Source organism: Sorangium sp. So ce117 (assembly GCF_051524395.1).
Lineage (GTDB): Bacteria > Myxococcota_A > Polyangia > Polyangiales > Polyangiaceae > Sorangium > Sorangium cellulosum_B.
The window spans coordinates 7,391,229-7,412,189 of record NZ_CP150309.1; the positions used below are offsets into that span (position 1 = coordinate 7,391,229).

General features: G+C 70.6%; 17 protein-coding genes. 6 read left to right on the top strand and 11 right to left on the bottom strand.

Annotated features, from left to right (window positions below):
- Window positions 1-30 precede the first annotated feature (30 nt).
- Both WMF46_RS27595 and WMF46_RS27600 read left to right on the top strand, forming a co-directional pair.
- Window positions 31-981 carry a sigma-70 family RNA polymerase sigma factor gene (locus WMF46_RS27595; RefSeq protein ID WP_437979927.1) on the top strand — a complete coding sequence of 317 codons (951 nt, stop codon included), beginning with the start codon at window positions 31-33 and terminating at the stop codon, window positions 979-981.
- A 164-nt stretch (window positions 982-1,145) separates the two neighbouring features.
- A complete protein-coding gene (locus tag WMF46_RS27600) occupies window positions 1,146-1,562 on the top strand; it encodes a VOC family protein (protein WP_437541726.1) in 417 nt (138 codons plus the stop codon).
- 109 nt (window positions 1,563-1,671) lie between these two features.
- Here the strand turns inward: WMF46_RS27600 and WMF46_RS27605 are convergent, their stop codons facing one another.
- Entirely contained in the window at window positions 1,672-5,634 is a 3,963-nt protein-coding gene (locus tag WMF46_RS27605) for an ATP-binding protein (protein WP_437979928.1), read from the bottom strand.
- Between the two features lie 366 nt (window positions 5,635-6,000).
- Here WMF46_RS27605 and WMF46_RS27610 point away from each other — a divergent pair, with 366 nt between their 5' ends.
- Window positions 6,001-6,267: a DUF6289 family protein gene (locus tag WMF46_RS27610; protein ID WP_437293048.1), complete on the top strand. Its 267-nt coding sequence runs from the start codon at window positions 6,001-6,003 to the stop codon at window positions 6,265-6,267.
- A 227-nt stretch (window positions 6,268-6,494) separates the two neighbouring features.
- On the opposite strand, the gene WMF46_RS27615 is transcribed toward WMF46_RS27610, so the two are convergent.
- Both WMF46_RS27615 and WMF46_RS27620 read right to left on the bottom strand, forming a co-directional pair.
- Window positions 6,495-6,860, bottom strand: a complete 366-nt coding sequence (locus WMF46_RS27615) for a DUF4180 domain-containing protein (protein WP_437979929.1) — start codon at window positions 6,858-6,860, stop codon at window positions 6,495-6,497.
- Window positions 6,861-7,016: 156 nt separating this feature from the next.
- Complete coding sequence (locus tag WMF46_RS27620; RefSeq protein ID WP_437979930.1) at window positions 7,017-7,949, bottom strand: DUF2935 domain-containing protein; 933 nt, start codon at window positions 7,947-7,949, stop codon at window positions 7,017-7,019.
- Between the two features lie 511 nt (window positions 7,950-8,460).
- Here WMF46_RS27620 and WMF46_RS27625 point away from each other — a divergent pair.
- The gene (locus WMF46_RS27625) at window positions 8,461-8,853 is read left to right on the top strand and encodes a YciI family protein (protein WP_437979931.1); all 393 of its coding nucleotides are present in this window, start codon (window positions 8,461-8,463) and stop codon (window positions 8,851-8,853) included.
- Window positions 8,853-10,115, top strand: coding sequence for an RNA polymerase sigma factor (locus tag WMF46_RS27630; RefSeq protein ID WP_437979932.1), 1,263 nt, complete (start codon window positions 8,853-8,855; stop codon window positions 10,113-10,115). Before WMF46_RS27625 ends, WMF46_RS27630 begins: the two co-directional genes overlap by 1 nt.
- Window positions 10,116-10,196: 81 nt before the next feature.
- Here WMF46_RS27630 and dauA read toward each other — a convergent pair whose 3' ends face one another.
- Window positions 10,197-11,990 carry a C4-dicarboxylic acid transporter DauA gene (dauA, locus tag WMF46_RS27635; protein WP_437979933.1) on the bottom strand — a complete coding sequence of 598 codons (1,794 nt, stop codon included), beginning with the start codon at window positions 11,988-11,990 and terminating at the stop codon, window positions 10,197-10,199.
- A gap of 315 nt (window positions 11,991-12,305) precedes the next feature.
- Between dauA and WMF46_RS27640 the strand changes: the two genes are divergently transcribed.
- On the top strand, window positions 12,306-13,388 hold the full coding sequence (locus tag WMF46_RS27640; protein ID WP_437541741.1) for an AraC family transcriptional regulator: 1,083 nt from the start codon (window positions 12,306-12,308) through the stop codon (window positions 13,386-13,388).
- Between the two features lie 63 nt (window positions 13,389-13,451).
- Here WMF46_RS27640 and WMF46_RS27645 read toward each other — a convergent pair whose 3' ends face one another.
- The 7 genes from WMF46_RS27645 to WMF46_RS27675 form a co-directional block, all read right to left on the bottom strand.
- Entirely contained in the window at window positions 13,452-14,039 is a 588-nt protein-coding gene (locus tag WMF46_RS27645) for a hypothetical protein (RefSeq protein WP_437979934.1), read from the bottom strand.
- 45 nt (window positions 14,040-14,084) lie between these two features.
- Window positions 14,085-14,534, bottom strand: coding sequence for a hypothetical protein (locus WMF46_RS27650; RefSeq protein WP_437979935.1), 450 nt, complete (start codon window positions 14,532-14,534; stop codon window positions 14,085-14,087).
- 404 nt (window positions 14,535-14,938) lie between these two features.
- Complete coding sequence (locus WMF46_RS27655) at window positions 14,939-16,258, bottom strand: cytochrome P450 (RefSeq protein WP_437979936.1); 1,320 nt, start codon at window positions 16,256-16,258, stop codon at window positions 14,939-14,941.
- Between the two features lie 126 nt (window positions 16,259-16,384).
- Window positions 16,385-17,239, bottom strand: a complete 855-nt coding sequence (locus WMF46_RS27660) for a hypothetical protein (RefSeq protein WP_437979937.1) — start codon at window positions 17,237-17,239, stop codon at window positions 16,385-16,387.
- Between the two features lie 119 nt (window positions 17,240-17,358).
- Window positions 17,359-18,288: a type I pantothenate kinase gene (gene coaA, locus WMF46_RS27665; protein ID WP_437979938.1), complete on the bottom strand. Its 930-nt coding sequence runs from the start codon at window positions 18,286-18,288 to the stop codon at window positions 17,359-17,361.
- A gap of 81 nt (window positions 18,289-18,369) precedes the next feature.
- Window positions 18,370-19,164: a mobilization protein gene (locus tag WMF46_RS27670; RefSeq protein ID WP_437979939.1), complete on the bottom strand. Its 795-nt coding sequence runs from the start codon at window positions 19,162-19,164 to the stop codon at window positions 18,370-18,372.
- Window positions 19,165-19,369: 205 nt separating this feature from the next.
- Window positions 19,370-20,830 carry a hypothetical protein gene (locus WMF46_RS27675; RefSeq protein WP_437979940.1) on the bottom strand — a complete coding sequence of 487 codons (1,461 nt, stop codon included), beginning with the start codon at window positions 20,828-20,830 and terminating at the stop codon, window positions 19,370-19,372.
- Window positions 20,831-20,961 lie beyond the last annotated feature (131 nt).

Consider the following 20,961-nt stretch of genomic DNA (forward strand, 5'->3'; position numbering starts at 1 on the left):
CGCCCGAAAACCGATGGTACCGTCGCCGCGATGTCGGGGAGCGTGGACCAGCTCGAGGAACACCGCGCGGCGCTCACCGGGCACTGCTACAGGATGCTCGGTTCCGTGGTCGACGCCGACGACGCCGTCCAGGAGACGATGGTGCGCGCCTGGCGGAGCCTCGACAAGTTCGACGGGCGGTCGTCGCTGCGCACCTGGCTGTACCGCATCGCGACGAACGTCTGCCTCGACGCGCGGGCCGATCGCGCGCGCCGGGCTCGCCCGCTCGAGGAAGGCCCTGTCGGCACCGTGGACGACGAGCTCCAGACGCGCCCGCGGACGCACTGGCTGGAGCCCGTCCCCGACGCGCACGCCCTCCCGGCGGACATCGACGCCGCGGAGCGGGCGGTGCTCCGCCAGAGCATCCGCCTCGCGTTCGTCGCGGCGCTCCAGCACCTGCCGCCGAAGCAGCGCGCCGCGCTCCTGCTCACCGAGGTGCTCGGGTGGTCCGCCGCGGAGGTCGCCGACAGCCTCAGCACCTCGGTCGCCGCGATCAACAGCGCGCTCCAGCGCGCGCGGGCGACGCTCGCGAGCCGCGATCTCGGCGACATGCGCGCCACCCTGCCGGAGCCGCAGTCCACCTTGCTCGACCGCTACGTCACCGCCTTCGAGCAGTACGACGTGGACCGGCTCGCGGCGCTGCTGCACGAGGACGCGACCCTGTCGATGCCGCCTTTCACCCTCTGGCTCCGCGGCCCCGACGCCATCCGCGCGTGGCTGCTGGGCCGGGGCGCGGGCTGCCGCGGGTCGCGGCTCGTGCCGACGGCCGCCTGCGGCTCGCCGGCGTTCGGCCAGTACCGCCCCGCGCCGGAGGGCGGCCACCGGGCCTGGGCGCTCATCGTGCTCGATCTCGCGGGGGACCGCATCGCCAGCATGACGTCCTTCCTCGACACCGAGACGCTCTTCCCGCGGTTCGGCCTGCCGCTCGAGCTCCCCGCGTAGCCCCCGCGCCCGGCCGCATCGGGGCGGCGATCTTTTTTTCCGGTCGACCGATGAGTCCCGGCGCAGGCGGGTGTCTATGGGGTGAACTCCGGCACGACGGCCCTCATGGCCGCGATCGTGGCCGGCATCACCCGGCGTCCATGCTCGAACGGGAGAAGAGGACCATGACAACGAACAGCGCTCGCAAGATCTTCGTCAACCTGGCCGTCAGCGACCTGAAGCGGTCGATGGAGTTCTTCGCGAAGCTCGGCTTCGAGTTCAACCCGCAGTTCACGGACAACAACGCCGCCTGCATGATCGTCAGCCAGGAAGCCTTCGTGATGCTCCTCACGGAGCCGTTCTTCAAGGGCTTCACGAAGAGGGAGATCTGCAACACGAGCACGCACACGGAGGGGATGTTCGCGCTCTCGTGCAGCAGCCGGGCCGAGGTCGACGAGATCGTGAAGAAGGCGATCGCGGCGGGCGGGTCGCACGCCATGGATCCGCAGGATCACGGCTTCATGTACGGCTGGAGCTTCTACGACATCGATGGTCACCACTGGGAGGTCGTCTGGATGGCCCCCGAGGCGATCCAGTCGTAGCCCTGCCGGCGCGCGCTCGCTCATGCGCGCCGCTCGGCGATCACCTGCCGCAGGGTGGTGGCCTGATTTCCCCCGGAGTGATTCACATGAAGGCGGGAAGGCGGGAAGATCATTGATCTTTTCTTCCCGCCTTCCCGCCTTCATGTTCAAATCCGGCCACCACCTGCCGCAGCGTCGCGCCGCTCACGGGCTTCGTGAGGTGCAGGTCGAAGCCGGCCTGCCTCGACCTGGCCTGGTCCTCGGGTCCGCCGTAGCCCGAGATCGCCACAAGGTAGAGCGCGCCGCCCCCGGGCGCGGCCCGCGCCCGGCGGGCGACCTCGTGGCCATCGATGCCCGGCAAGCCGATGTCGATGAAGGCCACCTCGGGGCGCAGCTCCAGGAGCTTCGTCACCCCCTCCAGGCCGTCCACCGCCACCGTCACCTCGTGCCCCAGCGCCTCGATGAACTCGCTCATCACCCGGCGCACGTCCTCCACGTCCTCCACGACGAGCACCCGGCGCCGCTCGGCGATCTCCCCAGGCCGCGGGGCGGGCGGCTCGGCGCCGGGCGCGAGCGGCGGCTCGGCGCCGGGCGCGAGCGGCGGCTCGGCGCCGGGCGCGAGCGGCGGCGCCGCGCCCCGGCCGAGCGGAAGGCGCACGATGAACTCGCTGCCCTGGCCCGGTCCGGCGCTCTCCGCGACGACGCTGCCGCCGTGCATCTCCACCAGCCGCCGCACCAGCGTGAGCCCGAGGCCCAGCCCGCCCGTGCCGCGGTCGATGGTCTGCTCGACCTGCGTGAAGAGCTCGAACACCCTCTCGAGCATCACCGCCGGGATGCCGCGGCCCGTGTCGCGCACCCGCAGCACGGCCTCGGGCGCGGCGCCCGCCGCCTCGCGGGTCAGCCGCACCGAGATGGCGCCCTCCGGCGGCGTGTACTTCGCGGCGTTCGTCAGGAGGTTCGTGACCACCTGCTCCAGCCGCGTGGCGTCGGCCCGCATGCCGAAGTCCCCCGGCCCGACCTCGACCGAGAGCGCGTGGCGCCGCGCCTCCACGGCCGGGCTCACCGCGGCGGCGGCGTTCCGCACCGCCGCCGCGAGATCGACGTCCTCCAGCCGCAGCTCCACCGTGCCGCGCGTGATGCGCGACACGTCGAGGAGATCGTCCACCAGGCGCACGAGGTTGCCCACCTGCCGCCGGGCGATCTCACGGTAGCGCGCCGACCTGGGCGCCTCGCCCGCCAGGTCGCCGAGCAGCGTGAGCGACAGGCTGATGGCCGCCAGGGGGTTGCGGAGCTCGTGCGCGAGCATCGCGAGGAACTCGTCCTTGCGCTGATCGGCGAGCCTCAGCGCCTTGACGAGCGCCTCCACGCGCCGGCGGGCGCTCACCTGGTCGGTCACCTCGAAGGCGAACACGAAGATGCCCTCGATCGCCCCGTCGCGGTCGCGCATCGGCTGGCAGACGAAGTTGAAGAAGCACTCCTCCGTCGTGCCATTGCCCTGGCGGTCGAGCCGCACGGAGAGCTCCCTCCCCACGAAGGGCTCGCCGGTGCGGAACACGGTATCCAGGAGATCCGGGATGGATTGCCCCTCGAGCTCGGGCAGGGCGGCAAGGATGGGCATGCCCACGCGCGCTCGTCCGCCGACGAGCTGCTGGTAGAGCGGATTGACCACCTCGAAGACGTGCTCCGGCCCGCGGAGGATCGCGATGGGCCCCGGGGCCTGCATGAAGAGGTCGTTCAGGTACTGGCGCTGCCCCTCGGCTTCCCGCCGCCGGCGCGCGAGCTCCACGTGGATGCGGACCCGCGCGAGGAGCTCCCGCGCGGAGAACGGCTTCACGAGGAAGTCGTCGGCGCCGGCCCCGAGGCTGTCGACGCGCACCTCCTCGCCCGCGCGCGCGGAGAGCATCATCACGGCGACGCCGCGGGTGCGCTCGTCGGCGCGCAGCGCCTTGAGCAGGCCGAAGCCGTCGAGCCGCGGCATCATCACGTCGGTGAGCACGAGGTCCGGGACGTGGGCGCGGGCGCTCTCCAGCGCGGCCTGACCGTCGGCCACGGCCTCCACCGTCCACCGCTCGGCGAGGAGCAGCCGCTGCACATAGTCGCGCATGTCCGCGTTGTCGTCCGCAACGAGGATGTGCCCCGGCCGCTTCGGGGCCGGGCGCTCCTCCGCCGGCACGGCGTCCGGCGCTCGCACGTCGCGTTCCCACTGCGCGGCCTCGTCGAGGAAGGGCGCAGCGCCGCGCCCCTCCGCGGTCGGCGCCGGGGCGAGGTCGATGCGATCCGCGGGCAGGTGCGCCTTCCCGAGCGGGATCGCGACCGCGAAGCGGCTGCCCGCGCCGAGGCGGCTCTCCACGGCCACGCTGCCGCCGTGGAGCTTCGCGAGCTCTCGCACGAGCGCGAGGCCGATGCCGCTGCCCTCGTAGCTGCGGCCCCTGGCCCCCTCGACGCGGTAGAACCGGTCGAACACGCGCGGCAGCTCCTCCTCCGGAATGCCGGTGCCCGTGTCCTCGACCGACAGGACGATCCGCCCCCCGGTCTCCTCCAGCGTCACCCGGACGCCCCCCGAGAAGGTGAACTTGAAGGCGTTCGAGATGAGGTTGAGCACGATCTTCTCCCAGAGCTCGCGGTCGACGTAGGCCGGCTCGGAGAGGGGCGGGCACTGCACCGTGAGGGCGAGGCCGGCCCGATCCATGATCGAGCGGAACGAGCTCGCGAGCTCCGCGGTGAAGGAGCCGAGATCGGTAGGCTGGTAGCTGGCCCGGATGCGGCCCGCCTCGATGCGCGAGAAGTCGAGCAGCGTGTTGACGAGCCGGAGGAGCCGGAGGCTGTTGCGGTGGATGATCGCGAGGCGGTCGCGCTGCGGCGCGGGCAAGGGGTGCTCGGCGTCCGAGAGGCCGTCCTCGACGGGGCCCAGGATCAGGGTGAGCGGCGTGCGGAACTCGTGGCTGATGTTGCTGAAGAACACCGTCTTGGCGCGGTCGAGCTCGGCGAGCGCGTCCAGCCTGCGCCGCTCCTCCTCGCTGGCCCGGGCGTTCTGCAGGGCAGCCGCGCCGTGGCCGGCCAGGAGCCGCAGGAAGCGGCGGTAGTCATCGTCCAGCACCAGCCGGGGGCTGGCACCCGCCACGAGAAAGCCGCCCGGGCGGCCTCCGGCGCCGGCGCGGGGGAGCGGCAGCACCACCGCCTGGCGAGGGGCGTCCGGCCATGGGCCTCCCGGAAGGGGGCCGACGCGCGCGGGCAGCTCCGACAGATCCACCTCCACGTCCCCGCGCAGCGCGCGGCGCAGCGGCCACACCGCGCCGGCCGCCGCGGCGAGCTCCACCGCCGCCGGCGCCGCCGCGTGGCTCGGGTCGAGCCCGACGGTCCCTGCGAGTCGGGCGGGCGCGCCGTCGTCGTCCACGAGATAGATCAGGGCAAAAGGCACGTCCCGCCCGGCCTCTGCCAGGGTCTCCATCATCACCCGACAGACGTCCTGGACGCTCCTGGCGTCAGCCGCCCTCGCCGCCAGCGCCCCGAGGACCTGCAGCCGTCGCTGTCCAAGGATGTACCCTGTGCTCTCGGAGCACGCGACGAGGATACCCGCGACAACGCCGCTCTCGTCCCGGATGGGGGTCTGACCGTAGCTGAAGTAGCACTCCTCCATGAAGCCGTGCCGATCGAGGACGAGCAGGCCATCGCGGACGTAGGTGGCCCCTCCCACGAAGGCCTTCACGATCATCGGCTCGAGGATCTCCCAGATCTCCTTCCAGCACTCGCGCCCCGCCTGGCCCATGGCGGCCGGGTGCTTCGTGGATCCGAGGATCGGGCGGTAGGCGTCGTTGTAAAACTGAATGAGCTCCCGACCCCACCAGAGGAACATGGGGTGTTCGGACGAGAGCAGGATGGACAGCGCCGTCCGCAGCGACTGGGGCCATGCCTCGAGCGGGCCCAGCGCCGTCTGCGACCAGTCGATCGAGCGTATCAGCGCCCCCATCTCGCCGCCGCCCGAGAGGGCGCCGCAGGCCGGATCCGGCCCAGCCCCGGCGCTCGCTTCCTCGCCGCGGCCCGCGCCGGTTCGCTCCTCGACGCTGTCGCGCTGGCCGGTGCGCTGTCTCGTCATGGGGGACACCTGCTTTTCTACCACGGCCGAGTCCAGCCATCCTCGGCGCTGCACCTTGGGTACGATCGCCTGCTCGTCTCAACGCTGTTCTCGATGCGTACCGCGTCGATATGCCGGCCCAGCCCCATCGGGGCGACTGAATTTCCTTGACACCGCAATCACTCCACGGGCCTCAGGGCGGGATGCCTCTCTTGCCTTCGTGAACCGCGCTCACGAGCTCGCCGCCTCCCACCGCCGAATGAAACTTTGCAGGACTCCGCAAAGGCCACTCCGGCTGGACCGCTTGCTCGAGCCGAGCAAGCGGTCTAAGCTGCCTCGCATAACTTCGGAGGCAAAAACTGGCCTCCCATTGCAAGAGGAGCGTCCATGCGTCGTCTCAGCCCTGCTGCCCGCGTTCGGTACTTCTTCGCTGCCCTGACGGCAGGCACCGCGATGTTGGGCACGACTGCCCTGCTGGTCCCCTCGAGCGAGGCGGCGCCCGGGGGAAACTGCACCTATTACAGCGACGAGAGCTACACCACCGTCGTCGGCCAGTACGGCCGCGACTGCTGCAACAACCGGATCGCGTGGGGCACCACGACGCAGCACTACGAGTGCGGCGGGTGCTTCACCTGCACCCCTCCTCCTCGCTGAGGGAAGCGCGCCGGTGACGGACGGCCGGCTCGATGGCGATCGCCGGCCACGATCGTTCAGCTTGCGAGAGGAATTGAACAGGGAGGCGGGGAGACGGGGAGATTGGTTGGATCTTTCTCCCCGTCTCCCGCCTCCCTGTGAATTTTCCCGAAGATTCGGGGGATGCTTCGGGTCGGCATGAACAAGCGTCGATGGCGCCAAAGGCGCTGTCGGCCAGGCCGCCACGGCTACGTCTGGCCGAGCCACGCGATCGCGGCGTCACGCGCCTCGAACACGCCGAAATGCTGGCCGCGGCGCTCCTCGGCCACCACCTCCCCGAACCGGCTGCTGAAGTCAGCGGCCCCCGGAGGGCACACCACCGCGAGCCGGATCCGGTAGTTTCTTAGCTTCTGCAGGATCTCCCCGGCCTCCCCCGAGCTGAGGTCGAAGAAGGCCGCCGTCAGGTTCCCCGAGTGGAGGAGCGCACACTGCACGCCGCCCGAGAAACAGGCCTCGATCACGCGGTCGACGTCGCGGACGCTCGCCATGAGCCGGTGGCCCGGAGGACCTTCCACGAACTGCACACCGCCCTCGTCGACCACCGTCAGATCCATGGCATCCCTCCGACACGGCCTCTGCGCCGCGGGCTCGGCGGAGAGCTCCGCTCGACCCGCGACCAGGGGTATCCCGGCGCGCGGCCGCTGTACAGGCATCGCGCGGCGAGCAGGAGGAGGGGCCAGGCCCGCCCCCGCCGCGCGGCGCCCAGGGCTTCACTGGGCGCGCCTGACCTCGTCGGAGAACCTCACCGCCTCGCGGAGCACGTGATCGGCGAGCGCCGGATCGATGATGCTCTTGATCTGCCCCGTCTCGATGCCCTGCTCCGCCGCCGACTTGAAGTCGATGACCTCGTCGGCCATCGTCGCGAGCTGCCCGCTGTCGAGGCGGAACGCGTGCGCCTGGTACATCTGCCCGGCGCGCGCGGTCGCCTGGTCGATGAGCGCGCGCTCCTGCGGGTCGAGCAGGTGCGCGATGAACTCGAGGTGATCCGCCATGATCGTCGTCCAGAACGCCGAGACCTCGTCGCTCTGGAGCGCGATGTCGCCGTACGCGAGCCGATCGAGCCGGGCGACGAAGCGCTCGGCCTCCCGCGCGATGTGGTCGAAGAAGAGCGGCCAGACGAGGCTCCGGAGCGCGCCGCTCTCCTGCGCGCGCTGCATGCGGCGCTTGTACTCGATGAAGCGCTGGACGCTCGACCGCGTCGAGGCGAGGAGCGAGGAGATCCCGTAATCGCCATACCCCCGGTCGCGCGCCGCAAGGAAGTGCCTGGCGAAGAGGTTCTGGTACTGCCGCGCCTCGTCCCGGGGCCCGCGGAGGTGATCGCCGGGCATGAGCAGCGTGATGAACAACGCATGTTCCATCAGCTGGTCCGTCCAGAAGAGGACCTCCGAGACGGCGTGCGCTGCATAGCCGGCGCCCGGCCCGGGCAGGAAGACCGGCTTCCTCGAGCGCTGGTCCACGGAGATGCCGGGCGTGTAGGCGGCCCCTGCCGGGAGGGCGAGGGGCCCGATCGACTCGCAGACCGCGTAGCTCTTGTCGGGCAGCGCGAGGCTCGGTGTGGCGAGCAGCGAGACACCCGCGGTGGCCATCGCGCCGCCGGCGAATTGCCGGCGTCCAAGTTTCCCTTGCGGAACACGCTTCTCCATCGACGCTCCTCCAGGTTCATGCATCCGTGAGAATCGGAGCGCGAGGGTGCATGTCCCGCGCCTGAACCAAGGAGTCGACTCGCAGGGCGGTCCGCCGGCGCGCGCCCCACCGATCACGACGGCCGGCGACGCCCGGAATCACCACGCCCGAGCGCTTCGTCAGCAGAGAGGTCGCGTGGGGGCGCGCCGGACGTCATCCGCGGAATCCGCCCGTGATGGGCCGCCCTGCGATCGGCGGCCTGCGAAGGCGACACACATTCCCCCTCCTCTACCGACCACCTGCGACCACGGAGCACATCACACCGCGGAGGACACACGCTCGCGACGACAGACCTGCACACCTCCCGCGGGCGCCGCAGACGTACCTGTACCTACATGCGACCGTCCGTCGTGTCGGGGTTCGGATTTCTTCGCTATCGTCGCCCGGGATGTCGAGGACCCGCCCTCGGCTCCGACAACCCCACGAACGCGCGCCCGATCCCGGGGCGACAGCGAAGAGAAGGAGCCGATCATGAAGTACATCCTGATGATGAACACCCCGTGCGGGGGGCCGTACCAGGTCGCCAACTGGCAGCAGAAGGACTTCCAGGCGCACATCGCGTTCATGAAGAGCTTCCACGGAAAGCTCAGCGCGTCGGGCGAGCTCGTGGCGGCCGAGGGCCTGGCGGGGCCCGACCAGGCCAAGCTCGTGCGCGCTGGCAAGGACGGCCAGCCGATCACCGACGGGGTGTTCCCGGAGACCAAGGAGTTCCTCGCCGGGTACTGGATCGTGGACGTCGAGAGCCCCGAGCGCGCGTACGAGATCGCCGCGCAGGCGTCCGCCGCGCCCGGCCCCGGCGGCGCGCCGCTCAACATGGGGATCGAGGTGCGCGAGGTGATGAGCGCGCCGCCCAGCGATCTCTAGTGACCTCTCCGTCCCAGGGCGCCACGGCCGAGCGCCTGCTGCGTGATCTCGCGCCGCAGGTGCTCGGCGCCGTCATGCGGCGATTCCGAGATTTCGGCGCCGCGGAGGACGCGGTCCAGGAGGCGCTGATCGCGGCGGCCACGCAGTGGCCCCGCGAGGGCGTGCCCGACGAGCCGCGCGCCTGGCTGATCCACGTGGCGTCGCGGCGCATCGCCGATCACGTCCGGAGCGAGGCGGCGCGCCGCCGCCGCGAGGCGATCGTGGTCAGCCTCGTGCCGCCCGAGCTGCAGATCGCCCTCGCCGCGGACAGCGACGAGGCGGCGCTCGAGGACGACACGCTCACCTTGCTGTTCATGTGCTGCCACCCCGCGCTGTCCACGCCGTCCGCGATCGCGCTGACCCTGCGCGCCGTGGGCGGCCTGACGACGGCCGAGATCGCAAGGGCGTTCCTGGTCCCGGAGGCGACCATGGCGCAGCGGATCAGCCGGGCGAAGCAGAGCATCAAGGCGTCCGGCGTGCCGTTCGAGCGGCCGACGCCCGAGGCGCGCGCGGAGCGCCTCGGCGCCGTCCTGCACGTGCTCTACCTGATCTTCAACGAGGGTTACACCTCGAGCTCCGGCCCGGCGCTGCACCGCGACGATCTGTCGGGCGAGGCGATCCGCCTGACGCGCGCCGTGCACGCGCTCCTCCCGGACGACGGCGAGGTCGCGGGCCTCCTCGCGCTCATGCTCCTGACCGACGCGCGGCGCGCGGCGCGGACAGGGCCTCTGGGCGAGCTGATCCCGCTCGCGGAGCAGGATCGGGGCCTGTGGGATCAGCGGGCGATCGCCGAGGGCGTCGCGCTCGTCACGGCGGCGCTGTCGAGGGGCTCGATCGGCGCCTACCAGCTGCAAGCCGCGATCGCGGCGGTGCACGACGAGGCAGCGCGGGCCGAGGACACGGACTGGCCGCAGATCCTGGCGCTGTACGGCGTGCTGATGCGGATGTCCGACAACCCGATGGTGGCGCTCAGCCACGCGATCGCGACCGCCATGGTGCACGGCCCTCGGGCGGGGCTCGATCTGCTGGACGCGCTCGACGCCGACGCGCGCCTCTCGGGTCACCACCGCCTCGACGCCGCCCGCGCGCACCTGCTGGAGCGGGCCGGCGATCGCGCGGCGGCGATCGCGCACTACAGGCGCGCGGCCAGCCGCACGACGAGCATCCCGGAGCAGAGCTACCTGGCAACGCAGGCGGCCCGGCTGAGCGACACGCTGAAGTAGCGAGCCGCGCGGCGCGCGCAGAGGCCGCAGAGGTGTCCGGCGAGAGAGGAGCGATGCCGCGGACCTGCCGGCAGCGAGCGCTCAGCCGTTCACCAGCTCGCCGGCGAGGCGGAGCGCCGCCGCCCGATCCTCCGCGAGGTACACGCGCTGCGACCGCTCCTGGAGGCGCGCCTTGTCGAAGATCTCGCGCGGCCTGGGCAACGGACCGGCCAGGATCACCGCCTTCTGGCGCCGCGCGAGCCCGTCGAGCGCGTTCTCGAGGGCGACGAACCCCGTGCTGTCGATGAACGGCACCTTGCCGAGGTCGAGGATCATCACCTCGTAGCTGTCCCCGCGGATGACGTGCAGCGCCGCCATCGCCTTCTGGGCGGCGCCGAAGAACAGCGGGCCGTTGATCTCGTAGAGGGCGACCCGCCTCGGGAGCTCGACTTCGCTGGAACCGCCGGCGGCGTCCAGCACCGTCCGGCTCCCTGTCAGCTCGGCCATCCGGCGCATGAAGAGGATGGCGGCGAGGATCACGCCGGCCGACACCGCGATCACCATGTCCAGGATGACGGTGAGCCCATAACAGGTCAGGAGTACGAACACATCGCTCCTCGGCGCGAGCCTCACGATACGGATGAAATGGTGGAGCTCGGACATGTTCCACGCGACGAGCAGCAGCAGCGCCGCCAGCGACGCCATGGGGACGTAGGCCACGAGCGGGGCGAAGACGAGGATCGACAGGAGGACGACCACGGCGTGGGTCACGGACGCGATCGGAGAGCGCGCGCCAGCCCGGATGTTCGTGGCCGTCCGCGCGAGCGCTCCAGTCGCCGCGATGCCGCCGAAGATCGGCGCAACGATGTTCCCGATACCGAGGCCGATGAGCTCCGAGTCCGGATCGTGCTTGGTCCCTGTCATGCCGTCGGCGATGACCGCCGACAGCAGCGATTCGATGGCGCCGAGCATGGCGATCGCGAAGGCGGCGGGGAGCAGCTCCCTCACGAGCTCGAGCGAGAGCCCATCGCCCCACGGCAGCGAGGGCGTCGGGAGGATCGACGGGATCCCGGCGATCTCCACGCCGCCGACGGTGACGCGAAAGCGGCTGCCGATCGTCGCCACGGAGAACGCGGGGTAAACCGCGTCGACGGCCACCGCGGCGAGCGACACGGCGGTGATGGCGATGAGGGGCGCCGGCACCTTCTTGATGACGCGGGGGACGAGCAAGAGCAGGGCGAGCGTCGAGGCGGCGACCGCCAGCTCGAAGAGGTCGGCCGTCCCGCGCGCGGCCCACAAGGCCGCCACCTTGGCGGTGTAGTGCTCCGGGAGCGGCGCGGACTGGAGGCCCAGGACGTCCTTCACCTGGAGCGTCGCGATCACGGTGGCGATCCCGGCGGTGAAGCCCGTGGTCACCGGATACGGGATGTATTCGATGAGCCGGCCGAGCCGCGCGAGCCCCATGATCACGAGGAGCACGCCGGCCAGGAGCCCCGCCGTCATCAGCCCGGACAGCCCGTGCTCCGCCACGATGGGCGCGAGGATCACCACGAAGGCCGCCGTCGGGCCGGTGACCTGGAACTTGCAGCCGCCCAGCAGCGCCACCAGCGCGCCGGCCACGATCGCCGTGTAGAGCCCGTGCTGAGGAGGAGCCCCCACCGCGATGGCGAGGGCCATGGAGAGAGGGAGCGCCACGACGCCGACGACGGTGCCTGCCAAGAGGTCGGCCTGGAGATCCCCGAGGCCGTACCCGTTGCCAAGGCAGCGCCGGAGCGCCGACGCCACCGGGATCCGACGCCGCGCCGGAGCAGGCTGCGAGGTGGGCGGCCGGGGCGCTTCGCCGCCCTGGCCCGGCCGATCAATCGCTGCAGCGACGCGCTCGGACCTCAACGTCATCGTCACACCTCCATCGAAGCTCGTGGATGTTGAGCAACATCGGATGTGTTGAGCAACATCGGTGCCACGCGACGATGTCCTCTGTTGGTCGCTCGATGCGCGCCGTTTCATGGCGGACCGCGGGCTCGAACCGTCTTTACGACAGATTGTCGCAATGAATTCATTGCGTCATGGCCATAACGACAACTTGACGCGGTCGTCGAGCCCGTCGCCGTCGTGCCGTATCACGGGCGCTCGGCGAGCGCTGTGCTCACCCAGCTCACCCCGCTCGTCTCGCGGTCCACGGCGGATGGCGGATGATAGACTCGCTCGGGCATGCCGTCTTCCCCGTCGCGGCCCACGGTGTCCATGGCCATCGTCGGCCGGCTGATCTCGTATGCCGCCTCTCGCGGCCTCCGCCACGGCGATCTTCTCGAGGTCGCCGGCGTCTCCGCCGAGTCGCTGACCGACGCGGACAGCCGCATACCGGTGACGTCGCTCGACGCCCTGTGGGCGCACATGGTACGCGCGCTCGACGATCCCGGGGCGCCCATCCGCCTCGCCGCGCGGACGCGCATGGAGGAGATGCACGTCATGGGCTTCGCGGTCATGACGAGCGCGAGCGCCCGTGAGTCGCTCGACCGTGTCGACCGCTACATGGTGCTCCTGCAGGATACACCGCGCTGGGTGACCGATACCACGACGGACCGGGACGCTCCGTTCGCGGAGATGCACCGCTCGCCCCGCTTCACGCTGGGCGCGCGCGTCGCGACCGAGCACAGCCTGGCGGTGTACATCCGTTGCTTCCGCCAGTGCGCCGGCGTCGAGTTCTCGCCGCTCCGGGTCAGCTTCCGCCACCCCGCGCCGCGCGATCTCGCCGCGCACCGGGACTTCTTCCGCTGCCCTGTCGAGTTCGACGCGCCCCGCGATGGCTTTGCCTTCCCACCGTCGTTGCTGGACCTCGTGCCTCGCGACGCGAACCCGGCCCTGAGCGCGTTCTTCCACCAGCACGCGGAGGAGCTGCGCCGCCGTCGCGTCGCCGACGCGTCGCCCAAGTCCGATCGGGTGCGTGACGTCATCGCGCACCTCCTCGCCTCGGGCGAGCCGTCGGCGACCGCCATCGCGCGGCGGCTCGGGACGAGCGAGCGCACGCTGCGGCGGCACCTCGAGGACGAGGGGACGACGCTGCGGCAGATCGTCGGCGACGTGCGCCGTCAGACCGCCGAGGAGCTGCTCCGCGAGAGCGACACGTCGATGTCGGAGATCGCCTTTCTGCTGGGGTTCTCGGAGGTGACGGCCTTCGCGCGGGCCTTCAAGCGCTGGTCCGGGAGGACGCCCGGCCGGTTCCGTGAGGAGGCGCGCGGCGCCCCGGGGCGCCGCGCCGCAGCGGGCGTGGACCGCGCGGCGGACGACGGCTGACCGCCGGGGCGATGGCCCGCCTGGCCCGAGGCCTCGGGCCGCGGCCGTCCAGCGCGCCCGGCCTCAGTACGATATCTCGGCGGCGGCGACCTTCGCTCTCGCCGCTTCCCACGACATCGGGAGATCACCCGCGCCGACGGTCCACTGGGTCACGACGCCGTGGACGCTGACCGCGCTCGCCGCGCTCATCGCCGAGAGGTGGGCGTCCGACATCACGAACTTCCCCATCGCCTCTTCGTCCTTCCACACCGTGATCGTCCTCGCATAGCCGCACTTCGCCGAGGTTCCGAGCGTGAAGCCGATCAGCCCTTCCTGCGTAGGCAGCTGGGCGAGGATGGGCCCCATCAGCTCGCCGAACCTCTGCTGCGCCGCCGCGTCGGGCTTCATCCAGAGCAGGGTCGACGAGGCGACATAGGAGTCCTGCGCGGCGCCCGTGAGCGCGCCGTCGGCGAACCCGGGCCCGCCGAACGGCGGGCTCTGCAGATCGTCATCTGTGCACGTGAACTCGGAGGCGGCGGTCTGCGTGCCCGAGCCGCCGCTCGGGTTGCTCGGTGTCCCGTCGTCCGCGCCGCACGCCGGGACGAAGGCGGCGACCGCGACGAGGAGCGGGAGAAGCGCGACGCGAGAGAGGGAGAAGTCAATTCGATACATGATGAACCTCATGACAGGAAAGAAGGTGATGTTGTCGGGTGCGAATCAGCGTTCGTCCGCGCGCACGGGCGAGACCACGCCGAAGACGAGAACGGGGAAGGTCCGCTGGAGGCGGCGAGACGCGAACTCCGTGCGCCGGCCGAAGCTCCTGACCGAGACGCGCGCGCCCACCGGCTGTCCGCTGCCCAGGGTCACGGCCCACATCGGGCTGCCGCCGTCCGGCCGCACGGCGAGGTAGGTGTAACTCCCTGCCGCGAGCCGCTCCTCGACGATGCCGACCACGGGCGCCAGGTCGCCGAGGGATCTCGATAGGTCGCCGAGCGGGCTGCCGGGCGGCGCGTCTCCGGCGACGTTCCGGTCAGCGTGCGTCCCAGGATGCGCAGCGGCGTGGACCACGAGCGAGCCGCCGGCGGCCACGAGCCCGACCAGCAGGGCAGCGGCCACGAGGGCGCGGGTCTGAAGGAAGCGCGAGGTGCGATGAGCGGCGAGCAGCATGCCGGGAAGCTACGCGCCGAGGCCGGCGCCGGCCTTTGCCCGTGCGGCCAAGTTGTTGGCCCGCTCGGCCACGCCGCCGGCCGCCGATCCGACCCAGGTTGGCCGACCCGACCCGGATTGGCCGACCCGACCCAGGTTGGCCGACCCTGGCCGACCCGACCCAGGTTGCCCAGCCCGACCCAGGTTGGGGCCGAGCCGCCCACCCAGGTTGGGGCCGAGCCGCCCACCCAGGTTGGGGCCGAGCCGCCGACCCAGGTTGGGGCCGAGCCGCCCACCCAGGTTGGGGCCGAGCCGCAGGTGGCCGACCCGACCCAGGTTGGGGCCGAGCCGCAGGTTGGCCGGCCCGACCCAGGTTGGGGCCGAGCCGACCCAGGTTGGCCGCCCCCCCGGTCCACTCCGGGGATCTACGCCAGCCGCTCCTCGACGATCATCCGCACACCGTGCGCCGGCCCGACGTTGGCCGCGCGCACCTTCCCTGTGTCGGGTCGCAGCGACGCGAGCCGCAGCCGGAAGCGCCGCAGGACCGTGCCCAGCACCAGCCGCATCTCATAGCCGGCCAGCGCCGCGCCAAGACAGCGCCTCGCCCCGCCGCCGAACGGCATGAACTCGAAGGGCGTGAACTTGCGCTCGAGAAAACGTTCGGGACGGAAGCGCAGTGGCTCCGGGTAGAGGTCCTCGCGGAAGTGCGCGACTCCGATGGCCACGCTCACACCCACGCCAGCTGGCAATGTGTAACCCATCAGCTCCAGCGGACGCAGCAGCCTGCGCGGGCTCGGCGCAGGTGCAAGCGGAAAGCGCCGCAGCGTCTCGTGGCATACGGCCTCGAGGTACGGCTGCTTGTCGAGCTTCTCTGCCTCCGGGTCGGGTCCGAGCGCCCACAGCTCGGCGCGAAGCCGCTCGAGGGCGGCGGCGTTCTCGGGCCGGTGCAATGCATAGAGGGCCCACGCGATCGAGATGGCCGTTGTCTCGTGCCCGGCGATCACCAGCAAGATCAGCTGATCCATGACCTCCTCGTCGGTCATGGGCTGGCCCTCCTCGTCGCGCGCCTCGACCAGCAGGCTCAGGATGTCCTCGCGTGGCCCGGCCGCGCGCGCCGCCGCGATGAGCGTGCGGAGCTGCTCGTGCAGGAGGCGCTGCCGCCGCAGGAACGCCGCGAAGGGACCGACCCCACCGAGCTCGCGCCGCAACGAAGGGAGGAGCACGAGGAGAGGAGAGAACCCGTTGATGAGCTCCAGCAGCAGACCGGCGAGCGCTGCCTTGCGCGCCGGCTCGCTCACGCCGAAGACGGCCTGCAGAATCACGTCGAGCGAGATCTGCTGCGCGACCTCGTACGCCATGACCTGCTGATCCGGCTTCCAGCCCGCTGTGTGCCGCTCGGCCAGGTGGCATATCGCCTCGCCGTAGGCACGCATGCGCGCGCCATGGAACGGCGGCATCATGAGCTTGCGCAGCCGGCGGTGCTCGGCGCCGTCGATCAGGAGAAGCGAGGTGCGGCCGAGGAACACCGCCATGTCCTTCGACAGAGGGGCGAACGAGTCCGTTTCCGCCGTGTAGATGGCCTTGATGCCCGCGGGATCCCCGGTGCACACCATCGGGGGTTTGCCAGGAAACGAGAAGGGATCTCCGTACTTCCGCGCGAGTGGCACCATGCAGCCGATGGGGTCCCGGAGATAGCCGATCAGGCTCCATAACTGGCTGCGCGGCCCCGGCGGTAAGGTGAGCATGGGCGGAGGATACCAGTCTCCCGGCCTCCCGCCTCTCTGTTCAATTTTCCGCTGAAGTGACAGCGCGATGAGGGGATTTGTCAGATCGGCGGGCCCAGGTCGAGCCGGCCAGACCGGTTCCGCCGCTCAATCCACGGGGAATTGTTCCGCGATCCAGGCTTCCCAGCCCGGCGGCGCTCGGGTGGCCTCGAGGTAGCGACGCAGCTGGTGGGCGTCGTCGAAGGCGGACATTCCCCACAGGCGAAACGCGTCGACATAACCCATGTCGTCCTCGAACGAATCGGCGAAGTCGGCGAGCTCCAAGCCGAGCTGCCAGGGCGCCTTGACGTGCCCGGCGCAGAGCAGTCGCGCCAGCGAAAGGAGCCCGTCGCGAGGCGCGATCGGATCTGCGTCGCCGCTCGCGAGCGCCGTGGCGCACGCTCGCCAACCCTCCGGTACGGCGGGAGGCGTCCACCCGTCGCGTTTCCGGAGCTCGGCGACCTGGCGCGACCAGAACCAGAGCTCGCGGGTGTTGTAGCGAGCCGCCTTCTCGGGCGTCTCGTACGATTCCCACGGCCAACGCACGCCGTCCTGCTGGCTGAGCCAGATGGTGAAGGAGACGTCGACCGCGATGAACCCCTGCTCCAGGAGCGCCGATCGACGCGAGGCCGCCGCGCTCGGGTCCTCCTCGTCGCCGTCCTCCTCGTCGCCGTCCTCGTCATCTGCCCGTTCCTCCGTCGGGTGCAAGACCTTGTGAACGGCCTCTGCCCAGGTGATCGGCGCGGGAGGGTGGCGTCGCAGGTAGGCGATGCGTGTTTCGCGGTCCGGCGCGAGCTGTTCGAGAAAGACGCCCCACATCCCCAACCAGTCTTCACCGGAGCCCATGCGCCATCCGATCGTGTAGCGCTCGTAGTCGGGGAAGCGCTCCCACGGAGGAGCGATGTCGCCGTGCTGGTCGACGTGCTCGCGGAGGCGGGAGCGACAGCTCTCTTTCCAGTCCATGACAGCAGCATACAACAGTTCACGGCCGTCGTCGTCGACAGCGGTGTCAAGACGCCACCGACCGAAAGCGCGTGGACCTGGACACGACAGACGCTCTGCGCCGGCCGTGAACCTCTACATCAGAGCCGGCGGAGCCATACGGCGCGCACGGCGTGATCGGGCCCCTTCTCCAGCACGACGTCAGCGCGTGCCCGCGTCGGCAGGATGTTCTCGGTCAGGTTGGGACCGTTGATCGTGCGCCAGACCTGCAACGCGAAGGCGCGCGCCTCGTCGTCCCCCATCGCCGCATAACGGTGGAAATACGAGGAGGGGTCACGAAAGGCCGTGGCCCGCAGCGCGAAGAAGCGCTCGATGTACCATCGCTCGATGTCGGCCTCGTCCGCGTGGACATAGATCCCGATGTCGAAGAAGTCGCTGACGGCGATCGCCGCGGCGCGGTCGGGGCCCTGCAGCACGTTCAGGCCCTCGAGGATCACGACGTCGGGCTGCCTCACGGTCTGCACCTTCCCGGCGATCACGTCGTAGGTGGCGTGCGAGTAGACCGGCACGTCGATCGCTTCGACCCCCGCCTCGAGGTCGGCGAGGAACTTCACCAGCCGCCCGAGATCGTAGCTCTCGGGAAACCCCTTGCGGTGCAGGCCGCCGCGCGAGGCGAGCACCGCGTTGGGGTACAGGAAGCCGTCGGTGGTCACCAGGTCCACCCGCGGGTGGTCAGGCCATCGCGCGAGCAGCGCTTGCAGCACGCGCGCGGTCGTGCTCTTGCCCACCGCGACCGACCCGGCAATGCCGATCACGAAAGGCCGCCGCGCAATGGGGCGGCCAAGGAAGGTGTCCTTCACGCGGCGGAGCTGCTGCGCCGCGCCTACGTGCAGGTTGAGCAGCCGCGAGAGCGGCAAGTAAATCGTCGCGACCTCGTCGAGCGAGAGCCGATCATTGAGGCCCCGCAAGACCACGAGGTCGGCCTCGGTGAGGGTGAGCGGCGTGGCCGCGCGCAGGCAACCCCACTGCGCAGCGGCGAAGACCTCGTACGTCGTGGAGGCGGCGTCCATGATGGGTCGGAGCCGAGTGTACGCTTCCGAGCGTGCGATCCGAAGCAATCTCGCGCGCGGGAGCAAGCCCCGGCGCCTTGGTCAGGTCGTGACCCGCTCGTTGCTCGCGGCCGATTCGAGCTGCTGTTGCGCCGACTCGGGATGTTGCGGCACGACCACGGCAGAGGCGTGTTCCGTCGCTGGCCGCCAGTTGCCCGCTGCCACCAGCGCAGCCTGCGCGCGTTCCAACCAGAGCTTGGCGCGGCGACGCTCCAGGACGGACAGCGCTTGCGGCCCCTCGCTCGTGTTGATGGCGGCCCAGAAGCTCGAACCGAAACGGTCGATCTTGTACATCACCGACGAGTCGAGCTCGGGCAATGTCACGATTTGCCCGCCGCGTTCGAGCAGGCGTTGGTACGCGGGAGACGCGTCGAGCTGGCTGAAGTCCCTCGAGCGACCTTGGTTCTTCACCACGATATGCTGCAGCCCGTCGCCCGGCGCCGCGAGGACCTGCTCGAGGTGGGACACCGAATCGAAGCCGCCGTCGGTGACGTGCCAGGACACGAGCTGGACGCCCATTTCCCGCGCGTAGTTGAGGACGTCGGTCGACTCGATCCAGCGCTCGAGCGCCCGGTGGCTCTGCGCAGGCAGGTCGACGAGGACCACGCGATCGCCGCCGAGCGCGCTGTCCAGGATCTGATCGGCGCTATCGAGCTGATCGAGATCCACGCGCTGCGTGTAGTCCGCGTAGTAACGGCGGAGCGCGCCATGCGACAGATCCGCATCGAGCGCCACGAACGGAAGCGCTCGGTCGATGAATAGCTGCGCCAGCAGCCGAGCGACCACGCTCTTGCCGACGCCACCTTTCTCGCCGCCCACAAAATGTACAGTACTCATGCACCTCCCCCTTCGGCTACCATGTCGCGGAAGTCAAGCCATTCGTTGCAATGGCGCTCCGGCGTCGCTATGCGCCGGTGGCGCGACGTCGAGGCGACGCGATCGGGGTCGAGCGGCGCGCGCGACGCCTCCGCGACCTGGCTCACGAAGGCGTCGCGCGAGAGCGTGCGGATCCAACGCGACCCGGGTCGCCCGCCGCCGTCGCTCAGAAGAAGCTGTAGAGGGACAGCTTGATGCGCTCGTTGGTCGCGGTCACGTCGTCCGCGAAGGTCTGCTCCGAGTACTGGAACGAGAGGCCCGCGCGGATGGCCGGCGTGATGTCGGCGAACAGGTTGCCGTCGATGTAGCGCGACTTGTGGTAGGCCGTGCGGAGCGCGCCGTAGCCGTTCTCCGCGGTCACCCGGTCGTTCGAGCCCTGGGTGAAGTTGCCGGAGACGGAGAAGCGCCCCGAGGGCGGCAGATAGTACTGGAGCCCGACCATGAACCCTGTCCAGCCGATCGTCTTCAGCCTGTTGTTCGCGTCGTACACGACGAGGCCGTTGTCGATGTTCGGCGTATAGACAGCTCCCTCCTCAGGGAGCGGCGGGTGCGGCACGTTGCTCGCGACGCCGACGATGTCCGCGATGCCCGTGCCAGAGAAGAACGAGCCAGTCAACGTCAGCGCGTTCCCGGCGTCGTCCAGCGCCTTGGCCGGGATGATCGGGATCATCGCGTCGACCGAGAGCCCGTAGCCGTTGGCCGAGCGCAGCTCGCGCGGGGTCGCGGAGTGCTCGTTGACCCTGAGGTGGCGGAACACGCCCGAGACGCCGATCGACAGCGGGTCGTGCAACATCCCGCCGGCGCCGAGCGTGTGGATTCCCTTCCAGCCGTTGACGCCGATGCGCAACCCCGCCTGCATGTCCGGCACCTCGGAGTCGCGCTGCGGCGGCTTGAGGACGGCAGCGGCGATCTCCACGTTGGCGGCGTCCGACTTGAAGTTGTGGCCGACGCGCAGCTGCGGCATCCTCCCGAAGACCTGGTTCATCACCGGGAAGAAGGACGTCGTGGCCGGGAAGAAGAACGGCTGCCACCCGAACAGGTGATAGCCCTGTCCAATCAGCAGGTCGACGTAGTCCGACTCGACCTTGATGTGGGCCTGACGCAAGCGGAAGGTGCCGCTGCTCACCAGCGAGGCCTCGGAGACGGTGGGCGGCTGATTGCCGAAGAAGTCGAGCTCCAGCACGGCCGTGGTCTTGATCCCGGACACCTCGGGCGCGTTCACCCTGACGCCGAACCTGGAGTTCCGCGCCGTGAAGTGCGTGCGGCCGTGCGAGCCGGCGTAGGTGTCCTCGCGCTGGATGACCGTGGCCCCCACCGACTCCCCGAAGCTCTCGGTGGTGTCGTGCATGATGTCGAACTCCGCCATCCCGTAGATCGTGGCCTTCCACTTGGAGGTCACCGGAACAGGATCCTTGGAGGCCGGCTTGACGGCCTCCGCCGGCGGCGCCGCCGGAGCAGCCACGTCCGCAGGCGGCGTGGCCGGCGCCTGCGCGTCCGTCGCCGTGGCCGGCGCAGCGGCCTGCGGAGCGGCCGTGTCCGGCGCCGGCGGGGGAGTCTGGGCGTGCGCGACCGCCGCCACGAAGAAAATCGACGCACCGACTAGGTTCGCAACCTTCGATTGATTCATGTTCGAAGCCCCTGGGTTATCCATGGCGCCAGGAATCCCCTGCAAACGCCGCAATGGTGAGTTCAACGAAGTTTCACGTCGCACCGCGCAGATCGCGGCCCGGGCGCCGCAGCCGCCTCCCCGGCGGATCA

Bases quoted from the DNA above. Each gene is read 5' to 3' on its own strand.
- WMF46_RS27595 (WP_437979927.1), top strand. From the start codon at position 31: ATGTCGGGGAGCGTGGACCAGCTCGAGGAACACCGCGCGGCGCTCACC.
- WMF46_RS27600 (WP_437541726.1), top strand. From the start codon at position 1,146: ATGACAACGAACAGCGCTCGCAAGATCTTCGTCAACCTGGCCGTCAGC.
- WMF46_RS27605 (WP_437979928.1), bottom strand. From the start codon at position 5,634: ATGACGAGACAGCGCACCGGCCAGCGCGACAGCGTCGAGGAGCGAACC.
- WMF46_RS27610 (WP_437293048.1), top strand. From the start codon at position 6,001: ATGCGTCGTCTCAGCCCTGCTGCCCGCGTTCGGTACTTCTTCGCTGCC.
- WMF46_RS27615 (WP_437979929.1), bottom strand. From the start codon at position 6,860: ATGGATCTGACGGTGGTCGACGAGGGCGGTGTGCAGTTCGTGGAAGGT.
- WMF46_RS27620 (WP_437979930.1), bottom strand. From the start codon at position 7,949: ATGGAGAAGCGTGTTCCGCAAGGGAAACTTGGACGCCGGCAATTCGCC.
- WMF46_RS27625 (WP_437979931.1), top strand. From the start codon at position 8,461: ATGAAGTACATCCTGATGATGAACACCCCGTGCGGGGGGCCGTACCAG.
- dauA (WP_437979933.1), bottom strand. From the start codon at position 11,990: ATGACGTTGAGGTCCGAGCGCGTCGCTGCAGCGATTGATCGGCCGGGC.
- WMF46_RS27640 (WP_437541741.1), top strand. From the start codon at position 12,306: ATGCCGTCTTCCCCGTCGCGGCCCACGGTGTCCATGGCCATCGTCGGC.
- WMF46_RS27645 (WP_437979934.1), bottom strand. From the start codon at position 14,039: ATGTATCGAATTGACTTCTCCCTCTCTCGCGTCGCGCTTCTCCCGCTC.
- WMF46_RS27650 (WP_437979935.1), bottom strand. From the start codon at position 14,534: ATGCTGCTCGCCGCTCATCGCACCTCGCGCTTCCTTCAGACCCGCGCC.
- WMF46_RS27655 (WP_437979936.1), bottom strand. From the start codon at position 16,258: ATGCTCACCTTACCGCCGGGGCCGCGCAGCCAGTTATGGAGCCTGATC.
- WMF46_RS27660 (WP_437979937.1), bottom strand. From the start codon at position 17,239: ATGGACTGGAAAGAGAGCTGTCGCTCCCGCCTCCGCGAGCACGTCGAC.
- coaA (WP_437979938.1), bottom strand. From the start codon at position 18,288: ATGGACGCCGCCTCCACGACGTACGAGGTCTTCGCCGCTGCGCAGTGG.
- WMF46_RS27670 (WP_437979939.1), bottom strand. From the start codon at position 19,164: ATGAGTACTGTACATTTTGTGGGCGGCGAGAAAGGTGGCGTCGGCAAG.
- WMF46_RS27675 (WP_437979940.1), bottom strand. From the start codon at position 20,830: ATGAATCAATCGAAGGTTGCGAACCTAGTCGGTGCGTCGATTTTCTTC.